Here is an 18,661-nt window from a genome sequence, read left to right as displayed (position 1 = left end):
GATATGTTTATGTGCGTTTCGAACGCCGCGCAAGCGCGATCTTGAGCCCCTCTGCTGAATCCGTGGGGCCGGAACGCGGTGGCCGCGTTGAATGCAGGTCCTGGGAGGTGCGCATGTCCGGACGCTCATTTCCGCAGATCACGTTGGTTCGTCACGGCGAGACCGCGTGGAGTCGCTTGGGCCGGCATACAGGACGCAGCGACATCCCGCTCACGCTCGCCGGCGAGGCCGCCGCGCGGGCCCTCGCCCCGCGCCTCGAGGCGCGATCCTACGCGGCGGTCTGGTCGAGCCCGTCGAGTCGCGCGGCCGCCACCTGCGCGCTCGCGGGTTACGGCGATCCCCGCGCGATCGACCCGGATCTCGCCGAATGGGATTACGGGATCTACGAAGGACGGACGACGACGGCGATCCTGGCCGAGCGCCCGGGCTGGCGCCTGTTCCGCGATGGTTGCCCGGGCGGCGAGACGGCCGCCGATGTCGGGATCCGGGCGGACCGGGTCATCGCGCGGGCCCGGGATCTCGATGCCGAGCTCCTCGTGTTCTCGAGCGCGCATTGTCTGCGGGTGCTCGCCGCGCGCTGGATCGGCCTGCCGCCGGAGGCCGGAGCGCTCCTCGTTCTCGGCACCGCCAGCATCTCCGTGCTCGGCTACGAGCACGACCGTACCGAGCCGGTCCTGCGGGCCTGGAACGGCGAGGCCCTGCCCTAGCGCAGCCAGTACCCGTCCGGGGTCAGCGCCTCCGGCATCGGCTCGCCGAGCGCGTGATGCACGATGCGGTCGACGGTGCGGACCATCGCGTCGAGAGGCAGGTCGTTCGGCTCGGTTCCGAACGGCTCCTCCAGCTCGTCGCCGAGCGCGTCGAGGCCGAAGAAGGTGTAGCCGACCAGCGCGACCACGACCGGTGTCCCCCAGCCCATGGAGCCGGTAAGCCCCACCGGCAGGAGCAGGCAGTAGAGCCAGGCGGTGCGGTAGACCAGCAGCGTGTAGGCGAAGGGCAGCGGCGTGTTGGCGATGCGCTCGCAGGCGGTGTGCACCGCCGACAGCGCCTCGATCCGCGATTCCAGGATGCCGAACTGGATGTCGGTGAGCCGACCCGCCCGCATCGCAGCCGCAAGGTCGCGCGTCATCGCGGCCAGGACCGAGTCCGTGGGGTTGGGGCCGGTGCTGTCCGAGCCCGGCATTTTCCCGTCGACGGCCGCGGCTTCATCGAGATCGCGCAGGCGCGCCCGCAAGCCGTGCGCGAAGGCGGAGAGCCGCCGGAGCTGGGGGGCCGCGTCCGCATCCGGCAGCAGCGCCGGCAGGGCGCGGGCGAGGTTGCGCACCTCGCCGATCAGGCTGCCCCAAAGCTTCCGGGCCTCCCACCAGCGCTCGTAGCAGGCGTTGTTGCGGAAGCTCAGGAAGATCGAGAGCGCAAGGCCCACCAGGGTGAAGGGCGTGACTCCGGCCGTCATCGGGAAGATCGCGGGCCAGCGCGCCTCGGCCCAGACCACCGCACAGGAGACCGCCACGATCCCGGCGAGCTTCGGCGCCACCCGCGGCAGGATCGACCCGCGCAGGGTGAACAGCAGGGTGAGCAGGTTGGGCCGGGTGCGGACGATCATCGGGCTATCGAGGCTGGAGCGTCGCCGTCCTGCCCTGCCCCCTGCACGCCGGCAAGAGACGTCTCCGTGAGCAGGCCGCCGGCCGGGCGCGCGCTCAGCCGGGCGGCGCCTCCCACAGCCACGCTGCCCCGCGGACGCCCGAGGCATCGCCGTGGAGGCTCTCCCGCACCGGCGTGTCGAAGGCGTCGGAGAAGACGTGGGGGGCGATCGCGCCGGGCAGGCCGTTAATCAGCTCGGGAATGCGGGACAGGCCGCCGCCGATCACGACGACATCCGGGTCGAGGAGGTTGATCACCTGCGCGGCCGCGCGCCCGAGCCGGTCGAGATGGATTGCGAGCGTGTCCCGCGCCTCCGGACTGCCCGCCCGGGCCGCTGCGACGACCGCCTCAGCGGTTTGGGTCGCGCCGTGCCGCCGGCCGTGATCGGCCGCGAGGCCGGGACCGGCCAGCCACGTCTCGATGCAGCCCCGGCGGCCGCAATAGCAGTCGGGGCCCGGGCGCTCGTCGTCGCGCGGATAGGGCAGCGGGCCGTGGCCCCATTCGCCCGCGATGCCGTTGCGGCCCGTGAGCACCCGGCCGTCGATGGCGATGCCCGATCCGACCCCGGTGCCCAGGATCACCGCCCAGACGACCCGTGCGCCGGCACCGGCGCCGTCGATCGCCTCCGAAACCGCCAGGCAATTGGCGTCGTTCTCGATCCGCAGCGGCCGATTCAGCCGCCGCGTCAGGTCGTCGCCGAAGGGCTGTCCATTGAGCCAGTAGGAATTGGCGTTGCGCACGAGGCCGGTCGCGGGCGAGAGGCTGCCCGGCATGCCGATGCCGACCGTGCAGGGCGTCCCGGCCATCCCCTCGAGCTTCAGCACGAGGGCCGTCACCGCCTCGACGGTGGCTCCATACTCGCCGCGCGGGGCAGCGACCCGCGCTTCGGCCAAGGTGCTGCCGTCCCGGTCCAGCACGATCCCGGCGATCTTGGTGCCGCCGAGGTCGATGCCGAGGCGCGCGCCTGCGGGCTGGCCCATCACTCCGCGGCGGCGACCTTGCCGTCGGTCGACATCGGCTGCGGCGACTCGTCGGAGATCTGAGTGCCGATGGAGACCGGGTGGGCCATCACCTCGTTGAGCTTGGCCATGTCGAGCTCGCCCTCCCAGCGGCTGACGACCACGCAGGCGACGCCGTTGCCGACGAGGTTGGTCAGCGCGCGGCACTCGGACATGAACTTGTCGATGCCGAGAACGAGGGTCATGGCGGCAACCGGGACCGGGCTGTTGGGGATCGCCGAGAGGGTCGCCGCCAGGGTGATGAAGCCCGCGCCGGTGACGCCCGAGGCGCCCTTGGAGGTCAGCATCGCGACCAGAATGATGGTCGCGTATTGCGTGAAGCTCAGGTCCACGCCCACCGCCTGAGCGAGGAACAGGGTCGCGAGCGTCATGTAGATGTTGGTGCCGTCGAGGTTGAACGAGTAGCCCGTGGGCACGACGAGGCCGACCACGGAATCCGAGGCGCCGAGCCGGCGCATCTTGGTCATCAGCTGCGGCAGCACCGTCTCGGACGACGAGGTGCCGACCACGATCAGCAGCTCGTCCTTGATGTAGGCAAGGAAGCGCAGGATCGAGAAGCCGGCGACCCGGGCGATCGTGCCGAGCACCACAAGCACGAACAGGATCGCGGTGACGTAGAAGGTGCCGACCAGCCACGCGAGGTCGTAGACCTTCTGGATGCCGTACTCACCGATCGTGAAGGCCATGGCGCCGAAGGCGCCGAGCGGCGCGAGCTTCACCACGATGCCGATGATCTTGAAGAAGATCTGGCCGGCCGTGTCGATCGCATGGTTCACCGAAGCCGCGCGCTCGCCCAGGCTTGTGACCACGACGCCGGTGAGGATCGAGATCAACAGCACCTGCAGCAGGTCGCCGGTGGCAAAGGGATCGAAGAAGCTCTTGGGGATGATCGCCAGGATGTGGGCGACGGTTGAATCGGCCGCGGCCTTGCTGGCGTAGCTCGCGACCTTGCTGGCGTCGAGCTTCGACGGGTCGGCGTTGAAGCCGGCGCCCGGCCGGATCACCTCGCCGACCAGCACGCCGATCAGCAGCGCGATGGTGGAGACCACCTCGAAGTAGATCAGGGCCTTCAACCCGACGCGGCCGACCTTCTTCAGGTCGCCGATCGACGCGATGCCGTGCACGATGGTGCAGAAGATGATCGGCGCGATCATCATCTTGATCAGGCCGATGAAGGCGTCGCCGAGCCACTTCATCGCCTTGCCGGTGGCGGGGTCGTACCAGCCGAGAAGGACACCGAGCGCGATGGCGATCAGGACCTGGATGTAGAGCACCTTGTACCAGGGCTCCCGGGGCGCCGCGGCCGCACTCGTCGCGTGGGTTGCTTGTACCATGTTGATCCCGTGCGACTGCCGCGCACCCTCCCGATGTGCCGGCACGCTAGCGATTATCGATCCGCGCCTCAACGGCAGCTCGGTAATCTGCGGGGAACCAGACGTGACAAAAACCTGTCGATTCCCGCCGGGAAGACTTCTCTAGTCTGACAATTGGGCTCATCCCGATAAACGCGGCTGTTTTGAGCCGCCGCCGGATTTCGCCGTCCGATCAACGGCATTCAGAATTATTCCGGGGGATCGACACGTGGCTGTAGTCAATTGGGCCGGGGCTGCGGTCCTCGGCGGGATCCTGGCTTGCGGGCTGGTCGCACCGGCGACCGCGGGAATCGTCGCGCAGATCGACCAGTCGCGCCAGCGCATGCGCGTCTTCGTCGACGGCTCTCCGGCCTATGACTGGCCGGTATCCACCGCGCGACGCGGCTATGTCACGCCGAACGGCCGTTTCCGGGTCGGGCTGATGGCTCCGATGTGGCGCTCGCACAAGTATTACGGTTCGCCGATGCCGCACGCCATGTTCTTCCGGGGCGGCTACGCCATTCACGGCACCTACGCGACGGGGTCTCTCGGGCGCCGGGCGAGCCATGGCTGCATCCGCCTGGCGCCGGGACATGCGGCCGCCCTGTTCAGCCTGGCCCGCCGCCGCGGCGGCGCGGCGGTGGTCATCCGCAACTGAACCCACCCCGGTCGCTGCAGCCCGGTATTCCTCCGGGCGAGCCGCCGTACCGGGACCGCACGTGCAGTACAATCGGCAAACGGGCCGCATCGCGATCTGCGCGGCGGCCCGATGTGGTCGTGGATCGGCGCCGGCGCGAGCCGGCTGCCGGTTCAGTTCTGCTGCTGCGTCCGGCGGGGGCGCACGGTCCAGCGCTCGAACATCGACGCCGGATCCTCGCTCTTCCCATCCTTGGATTCGGAGGCCGATTCCGGCTGCTGGTGGATGGCCGCGCCGAGCGCCTGGGACAGGCTCTCGATCACGTCGTCGATCCGGGCGTCGCCGTGAAGGGCCTCGGGCGAGCCGGCCTGAGCCGCAGGAGCCTCGGGCGCCGCAGCCTCGGCGTGGTGGACGGGCTCCGGAGCCGGCTCCGGCTCGGCGTGGTGCTCGGGTGCGGGCTCAGCGTGGGCTGCCGCGGCGGGCGTTGCAGGCTCCGCGTGGTGGACCGGCTCCGGCGCGGGCGGCGGCGTCACCGGTGCGGCAGGCGCCGGGGGCGTCACGATGCGGCGCATCGCGTTGAGCGCGCCGTCCTCGGACTCGGATGGCCGGGCGCTGCTGCTGCCGTAGCGGCCGAACCCGAACCGCGGCTCGATCAGGTCGAGCACGGCGTCGAGCGCGGCGTTGCTCAGGGAGACCTCCTCGGCGGCCGGCACGCCCTGGATGGCCAGAGCCTGCCGCTCGAAGGCCGGCTCGCCGCTGACCTCGCGCCCGAACCAGCTCGGCGCCTGGAAGCCGGCCGCATCGCCGTCATGCTCGAAGACGACGCTGATCAGGTCCAGGCTTCCCGGCGTGACGTAGCGGTCGATCGCCACCTCGCGCCCGCCGACGCTCAGGGTCGTCCGGTCATAGGCGGCCTTTCCGGGGCAGACATCGAGCAGCGCGTCGCCGTGGGCACGCGGCACATCGGTTCGCTCCTCGACCGGGATGCCGTCGGCGCCCTTGTTCACGAGCACCAGCTGGCAGTTCTGCCCGTCGACGCGCACGTAGGAGGCGCGACCGCCCTGCGGCGGGAAATGCCCCTCGGTGATGCGCGCGCCGCCCCGCTCCTTGCGGATCAGGCGGACCAGGGATGGGGCGACCAAGAATCGGCGAACGGTGCTCATGAACTCAAAACCCCTCCCGGTTGGTCGGCGGTGCGCCGATCCGGCGGACAGCCTCTTAGTCCGCCGGATCGGGCGGACTGGATCAAGTGGAACCGGGGATGACGGCGTAAAAGCTGAATCGCAACGCCGTATTCACCCGCACCTGACCGCTTCCACCGCCAATCACCGGACAGCGACAACATGAGACTATAGAGCGCAAGCAAAAACGCGACGAAATCAAGACCGGACCGGGGTGAAGATACGGCCTTGGCGCCTTCTGTCCCCGATATCCCGGCTCGCGGCACGATTTTCCGAACCCAGGTTAAATCCCAGATCGCGTCATGCCTGCCGGTTCGAACGGCATCGCAATGCCGTTCATGCAGTAGCGCAGACCCGTGGGGGCGTGGCCGTCCTCGAAGACGTGGCAGAGATGGCCCCGGCAGCGGGCGCAGTGCACTTCGGTGCGGACCATCCAGTAGCTGTGATCGACCGACGTCGCGACGGCGCCCGCGATCGGCGCGAAGAAGCTCGGCCAGCCCGTCCCGGATTCGAACTTGGTCTCCTGTTCGAACAGCGGCTGCCCGCAGCCCGCGCAGGTGAAGGTGCCCGGACGCTTCTCGGCGCGCAGTCCGCTCGTGCCGGCCCGCTCCGTGCCGTGCGCGCGCAGGACCCGGTACTTCTCCGGCGTGAGCGCCGCGCGCCACGCGGCGTCGCTGCGGGTCGCTCGCGCGGTGGTCGGCGTATCCGACAAGACGAGCTCCCGTTCTGGAGCCGCACACGACGCGGCGTCGGCGCTCTTCGGCAGCCCCGCCCTCAGGCCGCCGCGCCGACCGTATCGGCCATCCGGGCCTGACGGTGCCCCATCGGCAGGGGGGCGCCCGTGGTCGTGTCGCGGGCGGTCTGATGCTCCAGCTCCGCGTTGATCTCGCCTCCGAGCAGGACGATCGTCGACGAGATCCAGATCCAGGTCATGAAGCCGATCACGGCGCCGAGCGAGCCGTAGGTCTCGTTGTAGGTGCCGAAATTGGCCACGTACCATGAGAAGAGCAGCGAGGCGATGAGCCAGAGCAGGCCCGCGATCACGCTGCCGACCCCGACCCAGCGCCACCGGGCGTGCTCCCGGCTCGGGCCGAACCGGTAGAGCACCGAGAGGGCGCCGAGCAGCACGATCAGGATGGCCGGCCAGCGCAGGGCCGCCAGCAGCCAGGCGGTCGAGCCGAGGCCGAGATAGTTCAGCACCACCGGCACCACCACGATCGCGTTGAGCGCGATGATGATGAACAGGAGCGCACCCACCGTGAAGGTCAGGGAGCGGAGGTTCAGCCAGAAGAAATTGCGCTTCTCCTCCTCCTCGTAGACCACGTTCAGCGCGTCGAACATCGCCTTCATGGCGGCGTTCGCGCTCCAGAGCGACAGCACCAGGCTGGTGAAGAAGGTCACGCTCAGCGAGCCGGTGCCCCGGGACGCGATGCGCTTGACCTGATCGCCGATCAGCTCGACGGCCCCGGTCGGAAGCACGGCGTGCAGCTGCGCGAGGTGGTCGTTGATCACGGTCACGTCGGCGAACAGGCCGTAGCAGGTCACGAGCGCGGCGATCGCCGGGAACAGCGACAGCAGCGTGTAGAAGGTGACGCCGGCGGCGACCGCCAGCACCCGGTCCTTGTTGAACTCGAGGTAGACCCGGACCGCGATGTCCTTCCAGCCGGATCGCGTCATTTCGGCGGGGCTGTTGGCGGCGCGGCCGCGCTCCGGCTGGGTGGCCGCCGTGAGTTGCGCGGCGCGGCCCGAGATCGAGCGCGCCCCGGCGGCAATGCCCTTGTTCGCTGCGCCCGTCTCCTGCGGCGGCTCGGGGTCGACCGGCGGTTCGGCGTCCCGATCGCGGGCCGGTACCCCGCGCCGCGCCGGTGCCGCCGCGAGGGCGACCAGCGCCGAACCGAGCATCAGGATCCACAGGATGGAGCCGGTATCTGGCTGTCCGCTCGGGCGCGAGGGCGACGGGGGCATGGGCTGGGAAGTGCCGTACACGCGGAACTGCCGCGCTCGGGACTCCAAACGTCCCCGCGAAGCGCCCGTTCCGCAGCGGCGCGGGGACGGGTCGGGCTTCCGCGCGTTGTGCCATTTATGCGCGATCACCCCCGTCTCGGCTTCTGTTGCAAGTTCGTCCTCGACGAGCCCCCCGGCACCCACGCCACCCTCAAGGCGGAGCGGGAGGCGACCCTTCACATGAATCTCACCAGCGTCACGATGGCCCATCTCGCCAAGCTGGAACCCGCCGCGCGGCGGACGAAGCTCTCCGGGCTGGTGGCGCACAATCTCGACGCCCTCAAGCGCCAGATCGCCTGGGTCGGAGCCCGGCCGCCGCTGGAGCGCCTGCTGCGCATGGCGAGCAATGTCCTGCCCGGCTACACCCACCCGATCGCCCAGGCGATCTACGCGGAGCCCGAGATGGCGGCGCTCGTCGAGCGCGGCCTCGCCGAGGCGGGGGCGCTGGCGCGCCGCCTCGAGGTCCGCCTGAGCTTCCACCCGGGCCCGTTCTGCCTCCTTGCGAGCCGCAACCCGGCGGCGATCGAGAACGGCCTGTCGGAACTCGACTATCACGCCGAGATCTTCGAGCGCATGGGCTATGGCGGCGGCTGGCATCCGCACGGCGCTCACATCAACATCCATGTCGGCGCCGGCGACCCCGGGGTCGATGGTTTCCGCGCGACCCTGCCGCGGGCGAGCCGGGTGGCGCGCGACCTCGTCACGGTGGAGAACGACGAGAACGTCTTCGGCCTCGACGCGGTGCTGCGGCTCGCCGACCTCGTGCCGGTGGTGCTCGACCTGCACCACCATTGGGTCCAGAGCGGCGGCGAATATCTCGAGCCGGACGATCCCCGGATCGCGCAGGTGCAGGCGTCCTGGCGCGGCGTACGGCCCGTGGCCCATATCAGCGTGTCGCGCGAGGCGGTCGCGGCCGCGTGCGATCCGGACGCCCTGCCCGACTTCCCGGCCCTGCGCGAGGCCGGCCACGCGGTCCGGGACCTCGCGGCGCATTCCGACATGATGTGGAACCGGGCGATCAACGGCCTCGTCGCCCGCCACCTCGTCTGGGCGGATTTCGAGATCGAGGCCAAGGCGAAGAACCGCGCGTCGATGCAGATCGCCCGCGACATCGCCGAGTTGGAGCGCGCGGGGCCGATCGCCGCCGAATGACGCGATGGTCTCGACGCGTCCGCGAGACGGCTTTAGGCATCCGGGCATGAAGACCGCCGATTGCGACATCCTCATCGTTCCGGGGCTCGGAGGGTCCGAGGAGGATCACTGGCAGGCCCGTTGGGCCGGCCGGCTCGCCACGGCCCGCGTGGTCGAGCAGGACGAATGGCACGCGCCGACGCCGGAGGCGTGGTGCGGAACGATCGCCGCGGCGGTCGCCGCCGCGACCCGGCCGGTGATCCTGATCGCCCACAGCCTCGGCGTGGTCGCCAGCGTCGAGGCGGTGCCGCGCTTCACCCCGGGCGTCGTGCGCGGCGCCCTGTTCGTGGCTCTCCCGGACGTCGAGGAGGCGCCGGGCCTGCCGGATTCGGTGCGCGCCTTCGCGCCGATCCCGCGCGACCCCCTGCCCTTCCCGTCGCTCCTCGTCGCCAGCCGCACCGACCCGCATTGCCGCTACGCGCGCGCCGACGATTTCGCCCATGCCTGGGGGGCGCTCACGGTCGATGCCGGCGAGTCCGGCCACATCAATGTGGCGAGCGGGCACGGTCCCTGGCCCGAGGGGCTGATGCGTCTGGCCGGTTTTCTGAAGGGGCTGTGAGCCTGCACGCCCTGGACGCCGTTGTCGCGCCTGACATCACCGCGCGCGCAGCGGATCGACCCGCGGCAGCGCGGCCGGAAGGATCGTGGCTTCGCCTGGATGGCTTGGCTGCGTTTGCAAAGACGGCGGCAGCCATCGCGCGTGACGGGCAGCCAGGTCTGTTAACGCGCCGTTTACCCTCGCCCCGTCCAGTGGTGGCACGGGCGGTCCTTCGCCCCGAAGGCGCCCCTGGAGATCACCGTGACGCGTAAAGAGCTTCTGGAACGACTCGAGACGGTGCAGGCTGCCCTCGGGCCGCGGGCCCAGTCCAACTTCAACAGCTCGCTGTTCAACGACGTGACGCTCTTGAAGCGGATCGAGGCCTTCGAGGCCAAGCTCGGCGAGCCCGAGAAGCCCAAGAGCGCCGATTACACCGGCAACATGTTCTCCCGCATCGCCAACCGCCGCGCCGCCGCGGGCGGCAAGTAGCGCCGCACCTATTTCGGCTCGGCCTCGGCCGAGCGCAGCAACTCGCCGGCCACGTCGGCGAGCCGCGGCGGCGCCTCCCGCACGAAGGGCAGCGGGCGGCAGACATTGAGGGCCGCGAGCCCGAACCGGGCGGTCATCAGCCCATTGAGTACCCCCTCGCCCAGCTTGGCCGAAACGCGGGCGGCGATCCCCAGCCCCAGCACCTGCTGCATCACGCTCTCGCCCACCGCCATCCCGCCGGTGACGGTGAGATGCGCGACCGCGGCGCGCGCGAGCCGCAGGAAGCCGAGGAAGCCCGGCCGTCCGCCGTAGATCGCCGCGATCCGGCGCAGCAGCCGGACGGCGGCGAAGACCACGAAGGCGACGTCCACGATCGCCCGCGGGCTCAAAGCCGTCACCGCCGAGACCTGCTTGGCCGCCGTCGCGATGGCGTTGCGCGCCTGACGGTCCAGGCCCGCGAGCAGCTCGCGCTCGGCCAGGCCGATCCGGTCGTCCACGTCGAGGATCGCGTCGGCGGCGGCGTCGATCCGGGCGCGGCCCGCCGACAGGGATTCGCGGTCGGCGTAGAAGGCTGAGAGCGCCTGCACCACCGCCTGCGCGCCCGTGTGGTCACGGGTGCCGAGGGCGTCGAGGGCCGACTGACGGAGGCGCTCGATCTTGCGCTCGCGGCGCAGACCGGCGAGTTCCCGGACCACGATCGCCAGGAGCGCCAGGGCGGCGAGGCCGAGCAGGGCGAGCGCCACCCAGCCGAGCCAGGGGGCCGCCTGGAACAGGTCGGCGATCATCCGCTCGACCGACAGGCCGATTCCCAGGGAGACCAGAGCGCCGACCGCCGACAGGAACAGCGCCCCCCAGGGCGAGCGCCGGCGCGGAGCGACCGGCACGGCGACGCCGTCGGCGGCGTCGACGATTTCGAAGGGCTCCTCGACGATCCGGGCCTGCGGCGGCCGGGCGGCGAGCGGCGTCGTGGCGACGTCCGGCTCGACGTCCCGCTCGGGCGTGATCCGGAAGGCGCGGGGTTTCTGGCCGGAGGTCATGGCTGGATGCTCCGCAGGCTCACCAACATCGTCACGCCAGCCTGTCGCCGATCAGGAACTGCATCGCACGGTCGAGCCTGATCTGCGGCAGGTGGCCGGGCCGGCCGAGCCCGTCGGGCCGGACCAGGGGCGGCCGGAAGCGCGGGAAGCGCAGCGAGCCCGGCTCGACCGCCCCCTCCAGCACCGCCTCCGCCCGCGCGGGCAGCTCGCCCGGGAAGATCGCGGCCTCGCCGTTGCCGTCGAAGACCTCGTCGCCGACCACTTCGCCGGCCTCCGGGGTCCCGGCCACGGCGCGCAGCGTCTCGCCGCCGTCATGGACCGTGGTCTCGCGCGTGGCACGCACCGAGGCGAGGGCCACGGTGCCGACCCGGGCGCCCGCGGCCTCGGTCCGCCGCATGGCGCGGGAGACGAGGAGGCGCAGCAGCGCGTCGAGCCGGTCGTGGCTCGTCTGGTGGAGATGGTCGGCCTTGGTGGCGGCGAACAGAACCCGGTCGGCCCGGGGGGCGAACAGCCGGGACAGGACGGTGTTGCGGCCGATGTTGAGGCTGAGCAGCACCGCGTCCAGCGCCTCCTCCAGCTCCGCCAGGGCGGTCGGGCCGGCATCGACCGCGGAGAGGACGTCGACCAGCACGATCTGCCGGTCGACCCGCTGGAAATGGTCGCGGAAGAACGGCGTCACGACCTTGGCCTTGTAGGCCTCGAAGCGCCGCTCCATCAGGCCGGCGAGGCTGTCGGGCGCGATGGTTCCGGTGAGCCCGTCCAGCGGCGCGAAGGTGAGCGCGGGCGAGCCCGCGAGGTCGCCGGGCATCAGGAACCGGCCCGGTGGCGTCGTGGCGACCGATTCCGGACCGGCGCGCAGGCCCGCGAGGTAGGCCTTGAACGCGTCGCTCGCCCGCTCGGCCGCGACCTCGTCGAGCGGCGCGTTCGCGTCGAAGCTCTTCAGCGCGGCGAGCCAGGGAGCCGCCACGGCGGCGCGGCCCGGCCGGCGCGTGCCGTTGATCGTGGCCCGCGACCAGGCCGTGTAGTTCGTCTCGATCAGCGCGAGGTCGAGCAGCCACTCGCCGGGATAATCGACCACGTCGAGCATCAGGGTCGCGGGGCCGGTGCGCCAGCCGGCGGCGCGCTCGTAGGCGAGTTCCAGGCGGAACTGGCTGATCCGGTCGGTCGAGCGCGGCCAGCGCCTTGCCTCGGTCAGCGTGCTGAAATGCTCCTCGAAGGGGAAGCGCGGCACGTCGTCGTCGGGCTGCGGCACCAGGCGGGCGCGGCGCAGTCGGCCCTCCTGCGCCGGGGCGAAAGCCGGCAGCGCGTGCGTCTCCACGAGGTGGTGGATCAGCGCCGTGGTGAAGACGGTCTTGCCCGAGCGCGCGAGCCCGGTCACGCCGAGCCGCAGGGTCGGCTGGACCAGCAGGTCGTGCGAGGCTTCGGCGAAGGCTTTGACGGCCGAGCCGGCGCGCGCGGCAAGGTCGGTCAGGGGCACGGGCAGGCTCGTCGTGAGGGGAACAGGCCGGGCAGAGGTGGCGCGGCGGCGGCCGAACCGCAAGGCTTGACGCTACGGAGCGGCGCTATTGGCGGCCGGCGTGAGCGGTCTCAGGCGGGCGATCGCCCCGGCGACCAGATCAGGCCCGGCCCGGAGCGTGCCGAGTTCCACCGCCGACATCGCCAGCATCACGGGTGCGAGATTGGCGCGGGGCGCGCCGTCTGGCCCGAACAGATCGAGGTCGTCGCCGGGCTTCAGCCCGGCGCTGCCGCTGATCCGCGCGGCGTAGGCCTGGATCCGCACCTCGTCGCCGGTGCAGAGCGGGGCCGGCAGGCGCAGGTCGAGGATCGGCAGCCCGGTGGCGATCGCCGGGAGAAGCGCCGACTCGGCCACCATCCGCTCGGGGCTCGGCACCCGGCGATCCGTCCTCCGGTCGAGGAGCGCGGCCGGGTCGGCGACGCCCCGGGCCGGTCGGCGCGTCGCCTGCCCTGACGGGTCGGCCGGCGCCGTGAGGCCGGTGGCGATGTCGGGGATCGGCTGGAGCGTGGCCACGTGCGGCACGGGGGCCCGGCGCCGGCCCGCATGGCCGGCCATCCGGGCGAGCGGCGACCAGGGCTGGACCCGCAGGCCCGCCCGGCCGCGGGGGGCTCCGCCGGGCCGGTGCGTGGCGAGGAAGCGTGCCCGCAGCGTGCGCCCGAGCCCCCGGGGCGCGAGCGTGGCCGAGACCGCGGAGGCCGCCACCGGACGTCCCGAGCGCGCGGGCGCGGCAATGGATCGGCACTCGGCTGGCGCCCAGCGGCGCACGATGGCCAGGGCCGTGTGCCGGCCGTAGTCGCGATAGTAGCGCCGCAGCAGGCTCGCCGCCGCGTCGGCCCCGTCATCGAGGGTGGCGAAGGCGGTGTGGCCCTCGGCGTCGGCGCCGATCTCGCCGGGCCAGCGGGCGGACTTGATGCACCAGCCGTTGTTGAGGCGCACGCAGCGCGCGACGTAGGGCGGGTCCTCCGCCAGAGAGGCGGTGACCGCGAGCGCCCGCGGCTGCAGCTGCGCGCCGGTCTGCGCGTGCCAGTTGGAGACGGAGCGTGTCGCAGGGTCGAAGCGCGGCGGCGCCGACTCTGCGGGGGCGGCCACGACGGGCAGCTTGGCGTGCAACAGGGCCTCCGCTCCTGCTTCTGCCTGAGGAACCAGACCTGCGAGCAGAGCCAGCGCATTCAGCAGCACGCGAGAACGTTCCCGTGATGGATCGGAGCCACAAAGGTCTCCCACCCCCCTCTGCGGGGGAGAGTGGCCCGCGAAGCGGGTCGGGAGAGGGGGGCGACGGTGCAGAACAACGCTCTGTGCCGCGTGGAGGCCGCCCGACTTTCGCAAGCCGCGCTCCCCTCTCCCCACCCGGCCTGACGGCCGAGCCGCCCTCCCCCGCAGAGGGTGGACGGAGAGCGCGTCTCCTCCGGATCGGAGCGCGGGCCTCCCACCGGGACGTTCGACTGTGCCACCCTCACGGGTTCAACACCTTGAGCGCCGCCTCGTGCAGCCGTGGGTCGCCCGCCGCCACGACACGGCCGCCGGCCGCTGCCGAGCCCCCGTCCCAGGCCGTGACCCGGCCGCCGGCACCTTCCACGATCGGGATCAGCGCGACGATGTCGTAGGGCTTCAAGCCCGCCTCGACGACGAGGTCGATCTGTCCCGCCGCCAGCATGCAATAGGCGTAGCAATCGGCACCGTAGCGGGACATCCGCACCCGGCCTTCGAGGGACCGGAAGCGGTCGGCCTCCTCGCCCGCCGCGAACAGCCGCGGATCCGTGGTGGCCAGGATCGCCTGGGCGAGATCCCCGCAGCGGCGCGTGCGCAGGGTCCGCTCGCCCGAGGGCGCGCGCAGGCGGGCGTTGCGCCCGTCCCCGGTGAAGCGCTCCGCCAGGTAGGGCTGATGCATCAGCCCGCGCACCGGCGCGCCGTTGCGGGTCAGCCCGATCAGCGTGCCCCAGGTGGGCAGACCCGCGATGAAGGCCCGGGTGCCGTCGATCGGATCGAGAACCCAGACGCACTCGGCATCGGTGCGTTCCGAGCCGAATTCCTCGCCGAGGATGCCGTGGCCCGGAAAGGTCTGGCCGATCATCGCCCGGAGCACGACCTCGGCGGCCCGGTCGGCCTCGGTCACGGGGTCGAAGGGGGCGCCGCCCCGGGCCTTGTCATCCAGGCCGAACTGGGCGCGGAAGAACGGCAGGATCGCCTTCCCGGACGCGTCCGCGAGGTCGTCCATGAACCGTCCGAGTTCGACCACGCTCATCGGATCATGTCCCTGATTGCGTCCGCAGTCGGATCGATCGTCCGGCCGATGCGTGACGAAACCGGGGTGCACCCCCGGCCGTCAACCCCCCCCGGGCTCATGCGTCCGCCCGCGCCGGCTCGCGGGCGGTACCCTCGCCGGCGTCCGGGCCGCGATCCGATGGCGGGGGCATCCCGGCGTGATCGTCCGCCTGCGGCTCGGCTTTCCGCTCTGCGGCAGCGAGCACGGCCTCGACGGCTTCGCGCAACGAGACCGCGCGGCCGTCGGCACCGGTCGTCTGCTCCGTCACCCGATCCGGCCCCTCGTCCTGCGTGAGCCAGAGGCCGAGCAGGATCGGCACCCCCGGCATCCGGCCCTTCAGGCGGCGAATCAAGCGGCGCAGATGGGTCGGCTCGCCGTCCAGCGCCAGGGAGACCACGCAGGCCATCTGGGCCGGGCCCGGTTCGAAGCGCGCGATCCGCGCCGAGGCGGCCTCGGCGAACGGGACCGTGCGGACGCCGAGACCGCGCTTTTCCAGGATCTGGGCGAGGATGGCGGCGGCGGCCTCGTCCAGGAAGCCGCGCCCGGCGACGCACAGGACCGCGCCCTGCCGCGTCCAGGCCTGGGACAGGGCGTCGGGCGCCGGACCCATCGGCATCGGGCTGCAGGCGCTCTCGGTGGTCTCGCCGGCGGCATCGGCGACCGCGTCGCTGCGTTCGGACAGGTCCGCGATCAACTCGCCGAGGGCCGTACGCATCGCCGCCTTCTGGCGCGCCGTCAGAACGCCCCGGGCCGCGTCGCGGGCAGCGAGTTCGAGGGCCTTCAGGACCACCTCGTCGTAGTAGGACGACAGCGAGCATTGCTGCAGGATGAGCTCGGCATGGCCCAGCACCTCCTCGGCGTCGCCCGCCAGGATGCGCTGGTAGAAATTCTGCACGGGCGTGAGGGCCGGCCGGTCGCCGAACAGCACATCGAGGAATTCCAGGTGCTCCACGTAGCGTCCGAGCACCACGAGACAGACGGTGAGCGGCGTCGACAGGAGCAGGCCGACGGGCCCCCACAGCCAGGTCCAGAACAGCGCCGAGACCAGCACGGCGAAGGGCGAGAGCCCGGTGGATTGCCCGTAGACGATCGGCTCGAACACCTGGCCGGTCAGCGGTTCCAGGACGACGAACAGGATCGCAACCGCGATCATCATGTTCCAGCCGGGATCGACCGCGGCGGCGAGCGCCATCGGCAGGAGCGCCGACAGGACGGCCCCGAGATAGGGCACGAAGCGCATCAGGGCCGAGAAGATCGCCCAGAGCACCGGGTTTGGCACGCCGATGACGTAGAGCCCGATGCCGATCACGACGCCGAAGGCGGCGTTGAAGGCGAGCTGCACCACGAAGTAGCGGCTGAGCCGCCGCGCGGCATCGTCGATCGCCACGGTGGTGCGATGCAGGTCGCTCGATCCCGCGAGCCGGATCATGCGGTCGCGCAGGTCCTCGCGCTGCATCAGCACAAAGAGCAGCACCACGAAGATGATGCCCACCGTGGCGAGCGGATGCATGACCGGCGACAGCACGGTCGAGAGCATCTCCAGCGACCCCGGCTGCGAGGCGGCGATCTCGACCAGGACGGGCTTCGGGACCGCCGGCCCCTGGCCAGCCGCGGGTGCCGGCTCGGCGGGCGGCGCGGTGGTCGGCGGCGACGGCTCGCGGCCCGCCTCCTTGCCGCCGACATGCAGGGCCCGGCCGATATTGGCCACATAGGCGGTGAGATGGCCGACGGGTGAGTCGCGCAGCCCCTCGACCTTGCGCTCGATGGTGGACCGATAGCGCGGGACGTCGCCGGCGAGGTCGGCGGCCTGGATGCCGATCAGGGTCGCCAGGGCCGCCACGATGCCCAGGGTCAGGAACACGCTCAGGCCCACGGCCACCAGCCGCGGCAGGCGCAGGCGCCGCAGGCGGTTCACCAGCGGCGTCAGCACGAAGGACAGGAGCAGCGCGATCGCGATGGGGATGAAGATCTCGCGGCCGAAATACAGGGCCGCGATGATGGTGGCCCCGACCACGACCGGCGAGGCCATCGCCGCCCGCGGCGTCTCGGCCGCAGCGACGCGGGTCGGTCGCGGCGGGGTTCCGGGTCGCGCCGCCACCTCGACCCCGACCGGGGTTCTCGTGCCCATACCGTGATCCGCGCCCCGAACGCCACGCGCCGGCGCCCGCCGGGGTCTCAGGGCGCCTTGCGGACGGGGAACGGCACGGAGCCCGAAAACGATCCCGCCGCCGCGGGCGGCTAGGCGCCCTGGACCCCGGCCCGGGTCACGTCACCCGCATCCTTGAGTTCAGGGAGCGACCAGCACAGTTGCATCACGCGCTTGGCCTGCGCCTCCGGCAGCACGCCCGCCGCGAGGTCGGCGAACTTGGCCTCCAGCTGTTGATCGGACATCGGCTTCTCGACGCTGCCGATGGCGTGCTCGATCCGCCGATGGACGGTCCGTCCGTCGTTCAGGGTGACCATCATGTCGACCTGCGCGGCGTCGATGCCGGGGGTGATCACCGGCACCACCTTCTGGCGGAGCGCCACCACGCGCGGGTCGTTCACCGCCCGGTCGCTGAACTGCTTCTCGCCGCCCGCGCCCTCGACGAACGCGACCGCCGCGGCGTGGTAGATGCTGAACTTGCCCTCAAGGCCGGTCTTCGGCGCGGTCTTGCCGGTCAGCTCCAGCACCAGCGGATGGACCTTGAGGTCGACGCGCTTGATGTCTTCCGGCGCGACGTGGTCCGCGTCGCGGATCTGGATCGCGGCGTCGATCGTCGGATGCATGACGATGCCGCAGGCGAACGGCTTGTAGGTGTTGAGCGCGGATTCGTACCGGGTGCCGAGGCCGTCGGTGATCTCGGACCAGTCCTGCTTGGTGGAGATCGTGTTGGCCCAGCCGCGCTTGGCCTCGATCATCCCGTCGGACGAGGTGTAGCCCTTGGATGCCAGGATCGCGGCGAACAGCCCGTTGGACGCAGCTCGGCCCGGGTTGAAGCTCTTGTTCATCGAGCCGAAGGATTCGCGCAGGCCGACCGGCTGCGAGGCGGCGAGCCCGAGCGCGTAGACCATCTGCTGCTCGGTCAGCCCCATCAGCTTGCCGGCCGCCGCCGCGGCGCCGAACGGCCCGCAGGTGCCGGTGATGTGCCAGCCTGCGTCGTAATGGTTCGGATAGACCGCATTGCCGATCCGGCACTCGGTCTCGATCCCAACCACCAGCGCGTCGAGGAAGTCCTTGCCCGAAACCGGCTTTATCTCGGCATAGGCCAGGATCGCCGAGGCGACCGGGCCGGCCGGGTGGATGATCGTCTTCAGATGGGTGTCGTCGAAGTCGAAGATGTGGCTCGCCACGCCGTTGAGGAAGGCGGCGTTCATGATGTCGAACCGCTCGGTCCGGCCGAACAGCCCGGCCTGGGGCGGCCCGGAGAACGGCTGCAGCGCCGAGACCGCGACGTCGACGGTCTCGTGGTGCGAGCCGCCGATTGCCACGCCCACCCAGTTGAGGAAGCTGCGCACACCCTCGCGGCGGACGGGATCCGGCAGGGTGTCGTAGGACGAGCTGAGGATCCACTGGGCGAGGATCTTCGTGACCGGCGGTGCGGGGGCCTTGGCGGTGGATTTCGGCGTGTCGGCAGCCTCGGCGCCGCGCAGAGCCGGCGTTGTGAGGGCAAGCCCGGCGGCCCCGATGAGCGAGCGGCGGTTCATCGACATGGCGTTCTCCCTGATGGTCGACGCCATACCACCTCACGCCGCGCTCCGTGAGCGGGTCGCTTTCACTCGCGTATGACTGAAACCCATACCCTGCCAGTCGCGC

Annotated in this window: 17 protein-coding genes; 5 read left to right on the top strand and 12 right to left on the bottom strand. The window is 71.5% G+C overall.

Annotated elements, in window-relative coordinates; all coding sequences use genetic code 11:
* Positions 1–113: 113 nt before the first annotated feature.
* A complete protein-coding gene (locus JOE48_RS26535) occupies positions 114–707 on the top strand; it encodes a histidine phosphatase family protein (protein ID WP_210034265.1) in 594 nt (197 codons plus the stop codon).
* Here the strand turns inward: JOE48_RS26535 and JOE48_RS26530 are convergent.
* The 3 genes from JOE48_RS26530 to JOE48_RS26520 form a co-directional block, all read right to left on the bottom strand.
* Positions 704–1,600, bottom strand: a complete 897-nt coding sequence (locus JOE48_RS26530; RefSeq protein WP_210034263.1) for a bestrophin family protein — start codon at positions 1,598–1,600, stop codon at positions 704–706. The genes JOE48_RS26535 and JOE48_RS26530 overlap by 4 nt on opposite strands.
* 94 nt (positions 1,601–1,694) lie before the next feature.
* Entirely contained in the window at positions 1,695–2,618 is a 924-nt protein-coding gene (locus JOE48_RS26525) for an ROK family protein (protein WP_210034261.1), read from the bottom strand.
* Positions 2,618–3,991, bottom strand: a complete 1,374-nt coding sequence (locus JOE48_RS26520; protein ID WP_210034260.1) for a dicarboxylate/amino acid:cation symporter — start codon at positions 3,989–3,991, stop codon at positions 2,618–2,620. Before JOE48_RS26520 ends, JOE48_RS26525 begins: the two co-directional genes overlap by 1 nt.
* A 247-nt stretch (positions 3,992–4,238) precedes the next feature.
* Between JOE48_RS26520 and JOE48_RS26515 the strand changes: the two genes are divergently transcribed.
* Positions 4,239–4,667, top strand: a complete 429-nt coding sequence (locus JOE48_RS26515; RefSeq protein ID WP_312893377.1) for a L,D-transpeptidase — start codon at positions 4,239–4,241, stop codon at positions 4,665–4,667.
* Between the two features lie 152 nt (positions 4,668–4,819).
* Here JOE48_RS26515 and JOE48_RS26510 read toward each other — a convergent pair whose 3' ends face one another.
* The 3 genes from JOE48_RS26510 to JOE48_RS26500 form a co-directional block, all read right to left on the bottom strand.
* Entirely contained in the window at positions 4,820–5,809 is a 990-nt protein-coding gene (locus JOE48_RS26510) for a hypothetical protein (RefSeq protein ID WP_210034250.1), read from the bottom strand.
* Positions 5,810–6,110: 301 nt separating this feature from the next.
* Positions 6,111–6,539 carry a peptide-methionine (R)-S-oxide reductase MsrB gene (gene msrB, locus JOE48_RS26505; RefSeq protein ID WP_210034247.1) on the bottom strand — a complete coding sequence of 143 codons (429 nt, stop codon included), beginning with the start codon at positions 6,537–6,539 and terminating at the stop codon, positions 6,111–6,113.
* 62 nt (positions 6,540–6,601) lie between these two features.
* Positions 6,602–7,792: a YihY/virulence factor BrkB family protein gene (locus JOE48_RS26500; protein ID WP_210034245.1), complete on the bottom strand. Its 1,191-nt coding sequence runs from the start codon at positions 7,790–7,792 to the stop codon at positions 6,602–6,604.
* A 117-nt stretch (positions 7,793–7,909) separates the two neighbouring features.
* On the opposite strand from JOE48_RS26500, the gene JOE48_RS26495 reads away from it, so the two are divergent.
* The 3 genes from JOE48_RS26495 (at position 7,910) to JOE48_RS26485 (ending at position 10,049) form a co-directional block, all read left to right on the top strand.
* Positions 7,910–8,983 (top strand): UV damage endonuclease UvsE, encoded by a 1,074-nt coding sequence (locus JOE48_RS26495; protein WP_210034243.1) that lies wholly within the window; start codon positions 7,910–7,912, stop codon positions 8,981–8,983.
* Positions 8,984–9,029: 46 nt separating this feature from the next.
* Positions 9,030–9,581, top strand: a complete 552-nt coding sequence (locus tag JOE48_RS26490; RefSeq protein ID WP_210034241.1) for an RBBP9/YdeN family alpha/beta hydrolase — start codon at positions 9,030–9,032, stop codon at positions 9,579–9,581.
* Positions 9,582–9,821: 240 nt separating this feature from the next.
* On the top strand, positions 9,822–10,049 hold the full coding sequence (locus JOE48_RS26485; RefSeq protein WP_210034236.1) for a hypothetical protein: 228 nt from the start codon (positions 9,822–9,824) through the stop codon (positions 10,047–10,049).
* A gap of 8 nt (positions 10,050–10,057) precedes the next feature.
* On the opposite strand, the gene JOE48_RS26480 is transcribed toward JOE48_RS26485, so the two are convergent.
* The 6 genes from JOE48_RS26480 to JOE48_RS26455 form a co-directional block, all read right to left on the bottom strand.
* Positions 10,058–11,086 carry a YcjF family protein gene (locus tag JOE48_RS26480; RefSeq protein ID WP_210034235.1) on the bottom strand — a complete coding sequence of 343 codons (1,029 nt, stop codon included), beginning with the start codon at positions 11,084–11,086 and terminating at the stop codon, positions 10,058–10,060.
* A gap of 31 nt (positions 11,087–11,117) precedes the next feature.
* The gene (locus JOE48_RS26475; RefSeq protein ID WP_409518613.1) at positions 11,118–12,563 is read right to left on the bottom strand and encodes a YcjX family protein; all 1,446 of its coding nucleotides are present in this window, start codon (positions 12,561–12,563) and stop codon (positions 11,118–11,120) included.
* A gap of 72 nt (positions 12,564–12,635) precedes the next feature.
* Complete coding sequence (locus JOE48_RS26470; RefSeq protein ID WP_210034234.1) at positions 12,636–13,781, bottom strand: hypothetical protein; 1,146 nt, start codon at positions 13,779–13,781, stop codon at positions 12,636–12,638.
* A gap of 274 nt (positions 13,782–14,055) precedes the next feature.
* Complete coding sequence (hisN, locus tag JOE48_RS26465; protein WP_210034233.1) at positions 14,056–14,844, bottom strand: histidinol-phosphatase; 789 nt, start codon at positions 14,842–14,844, stop codon at positions 14,056–14,058.
* A gap of 97 nt (positions 14,845–14,941) precedes the next feature.
* On the bottom strand, positions 14,942–16,993 hold the full coding sequence (locus JOE48_RS26460) for an AI-2E family transporter (protein ID WP_210034225.1): 2,052 nt from the start codon (positions 16,991–16,993) through the stop codon (positions 14,942–14,944).
* A gap of 110 nt (positions 16,994–17,103) precedes the next feature.
* On the bottom strand, positions 17,104–18,558 hold the full coding sequence (locus tag JOE48_RS26455; protein ID WP_210034223.1) for an MmgE/PrpD family protein: 1,455 nt from the start codon (positions 18,556–18,558) through the stop codon (positions 17,104–17,106).
* Positions 18,559–18,661 lie beyond the last annotated feature (103 nt).

This window comes from Methylobacterium sp. PvR107 (assembly GCF_017833295.1).
Classification (GTDB): domain Bacteria; phylum Pseudomonadota; class Alphaproteobacteria; order Rhizobiales; family Beijerinckiaceae; genus Methylobacterium.
Note: the sequence above shows the minus strand (reverse complement) of the source record. Positions and strands in the feature narration are given on the sequence as shown.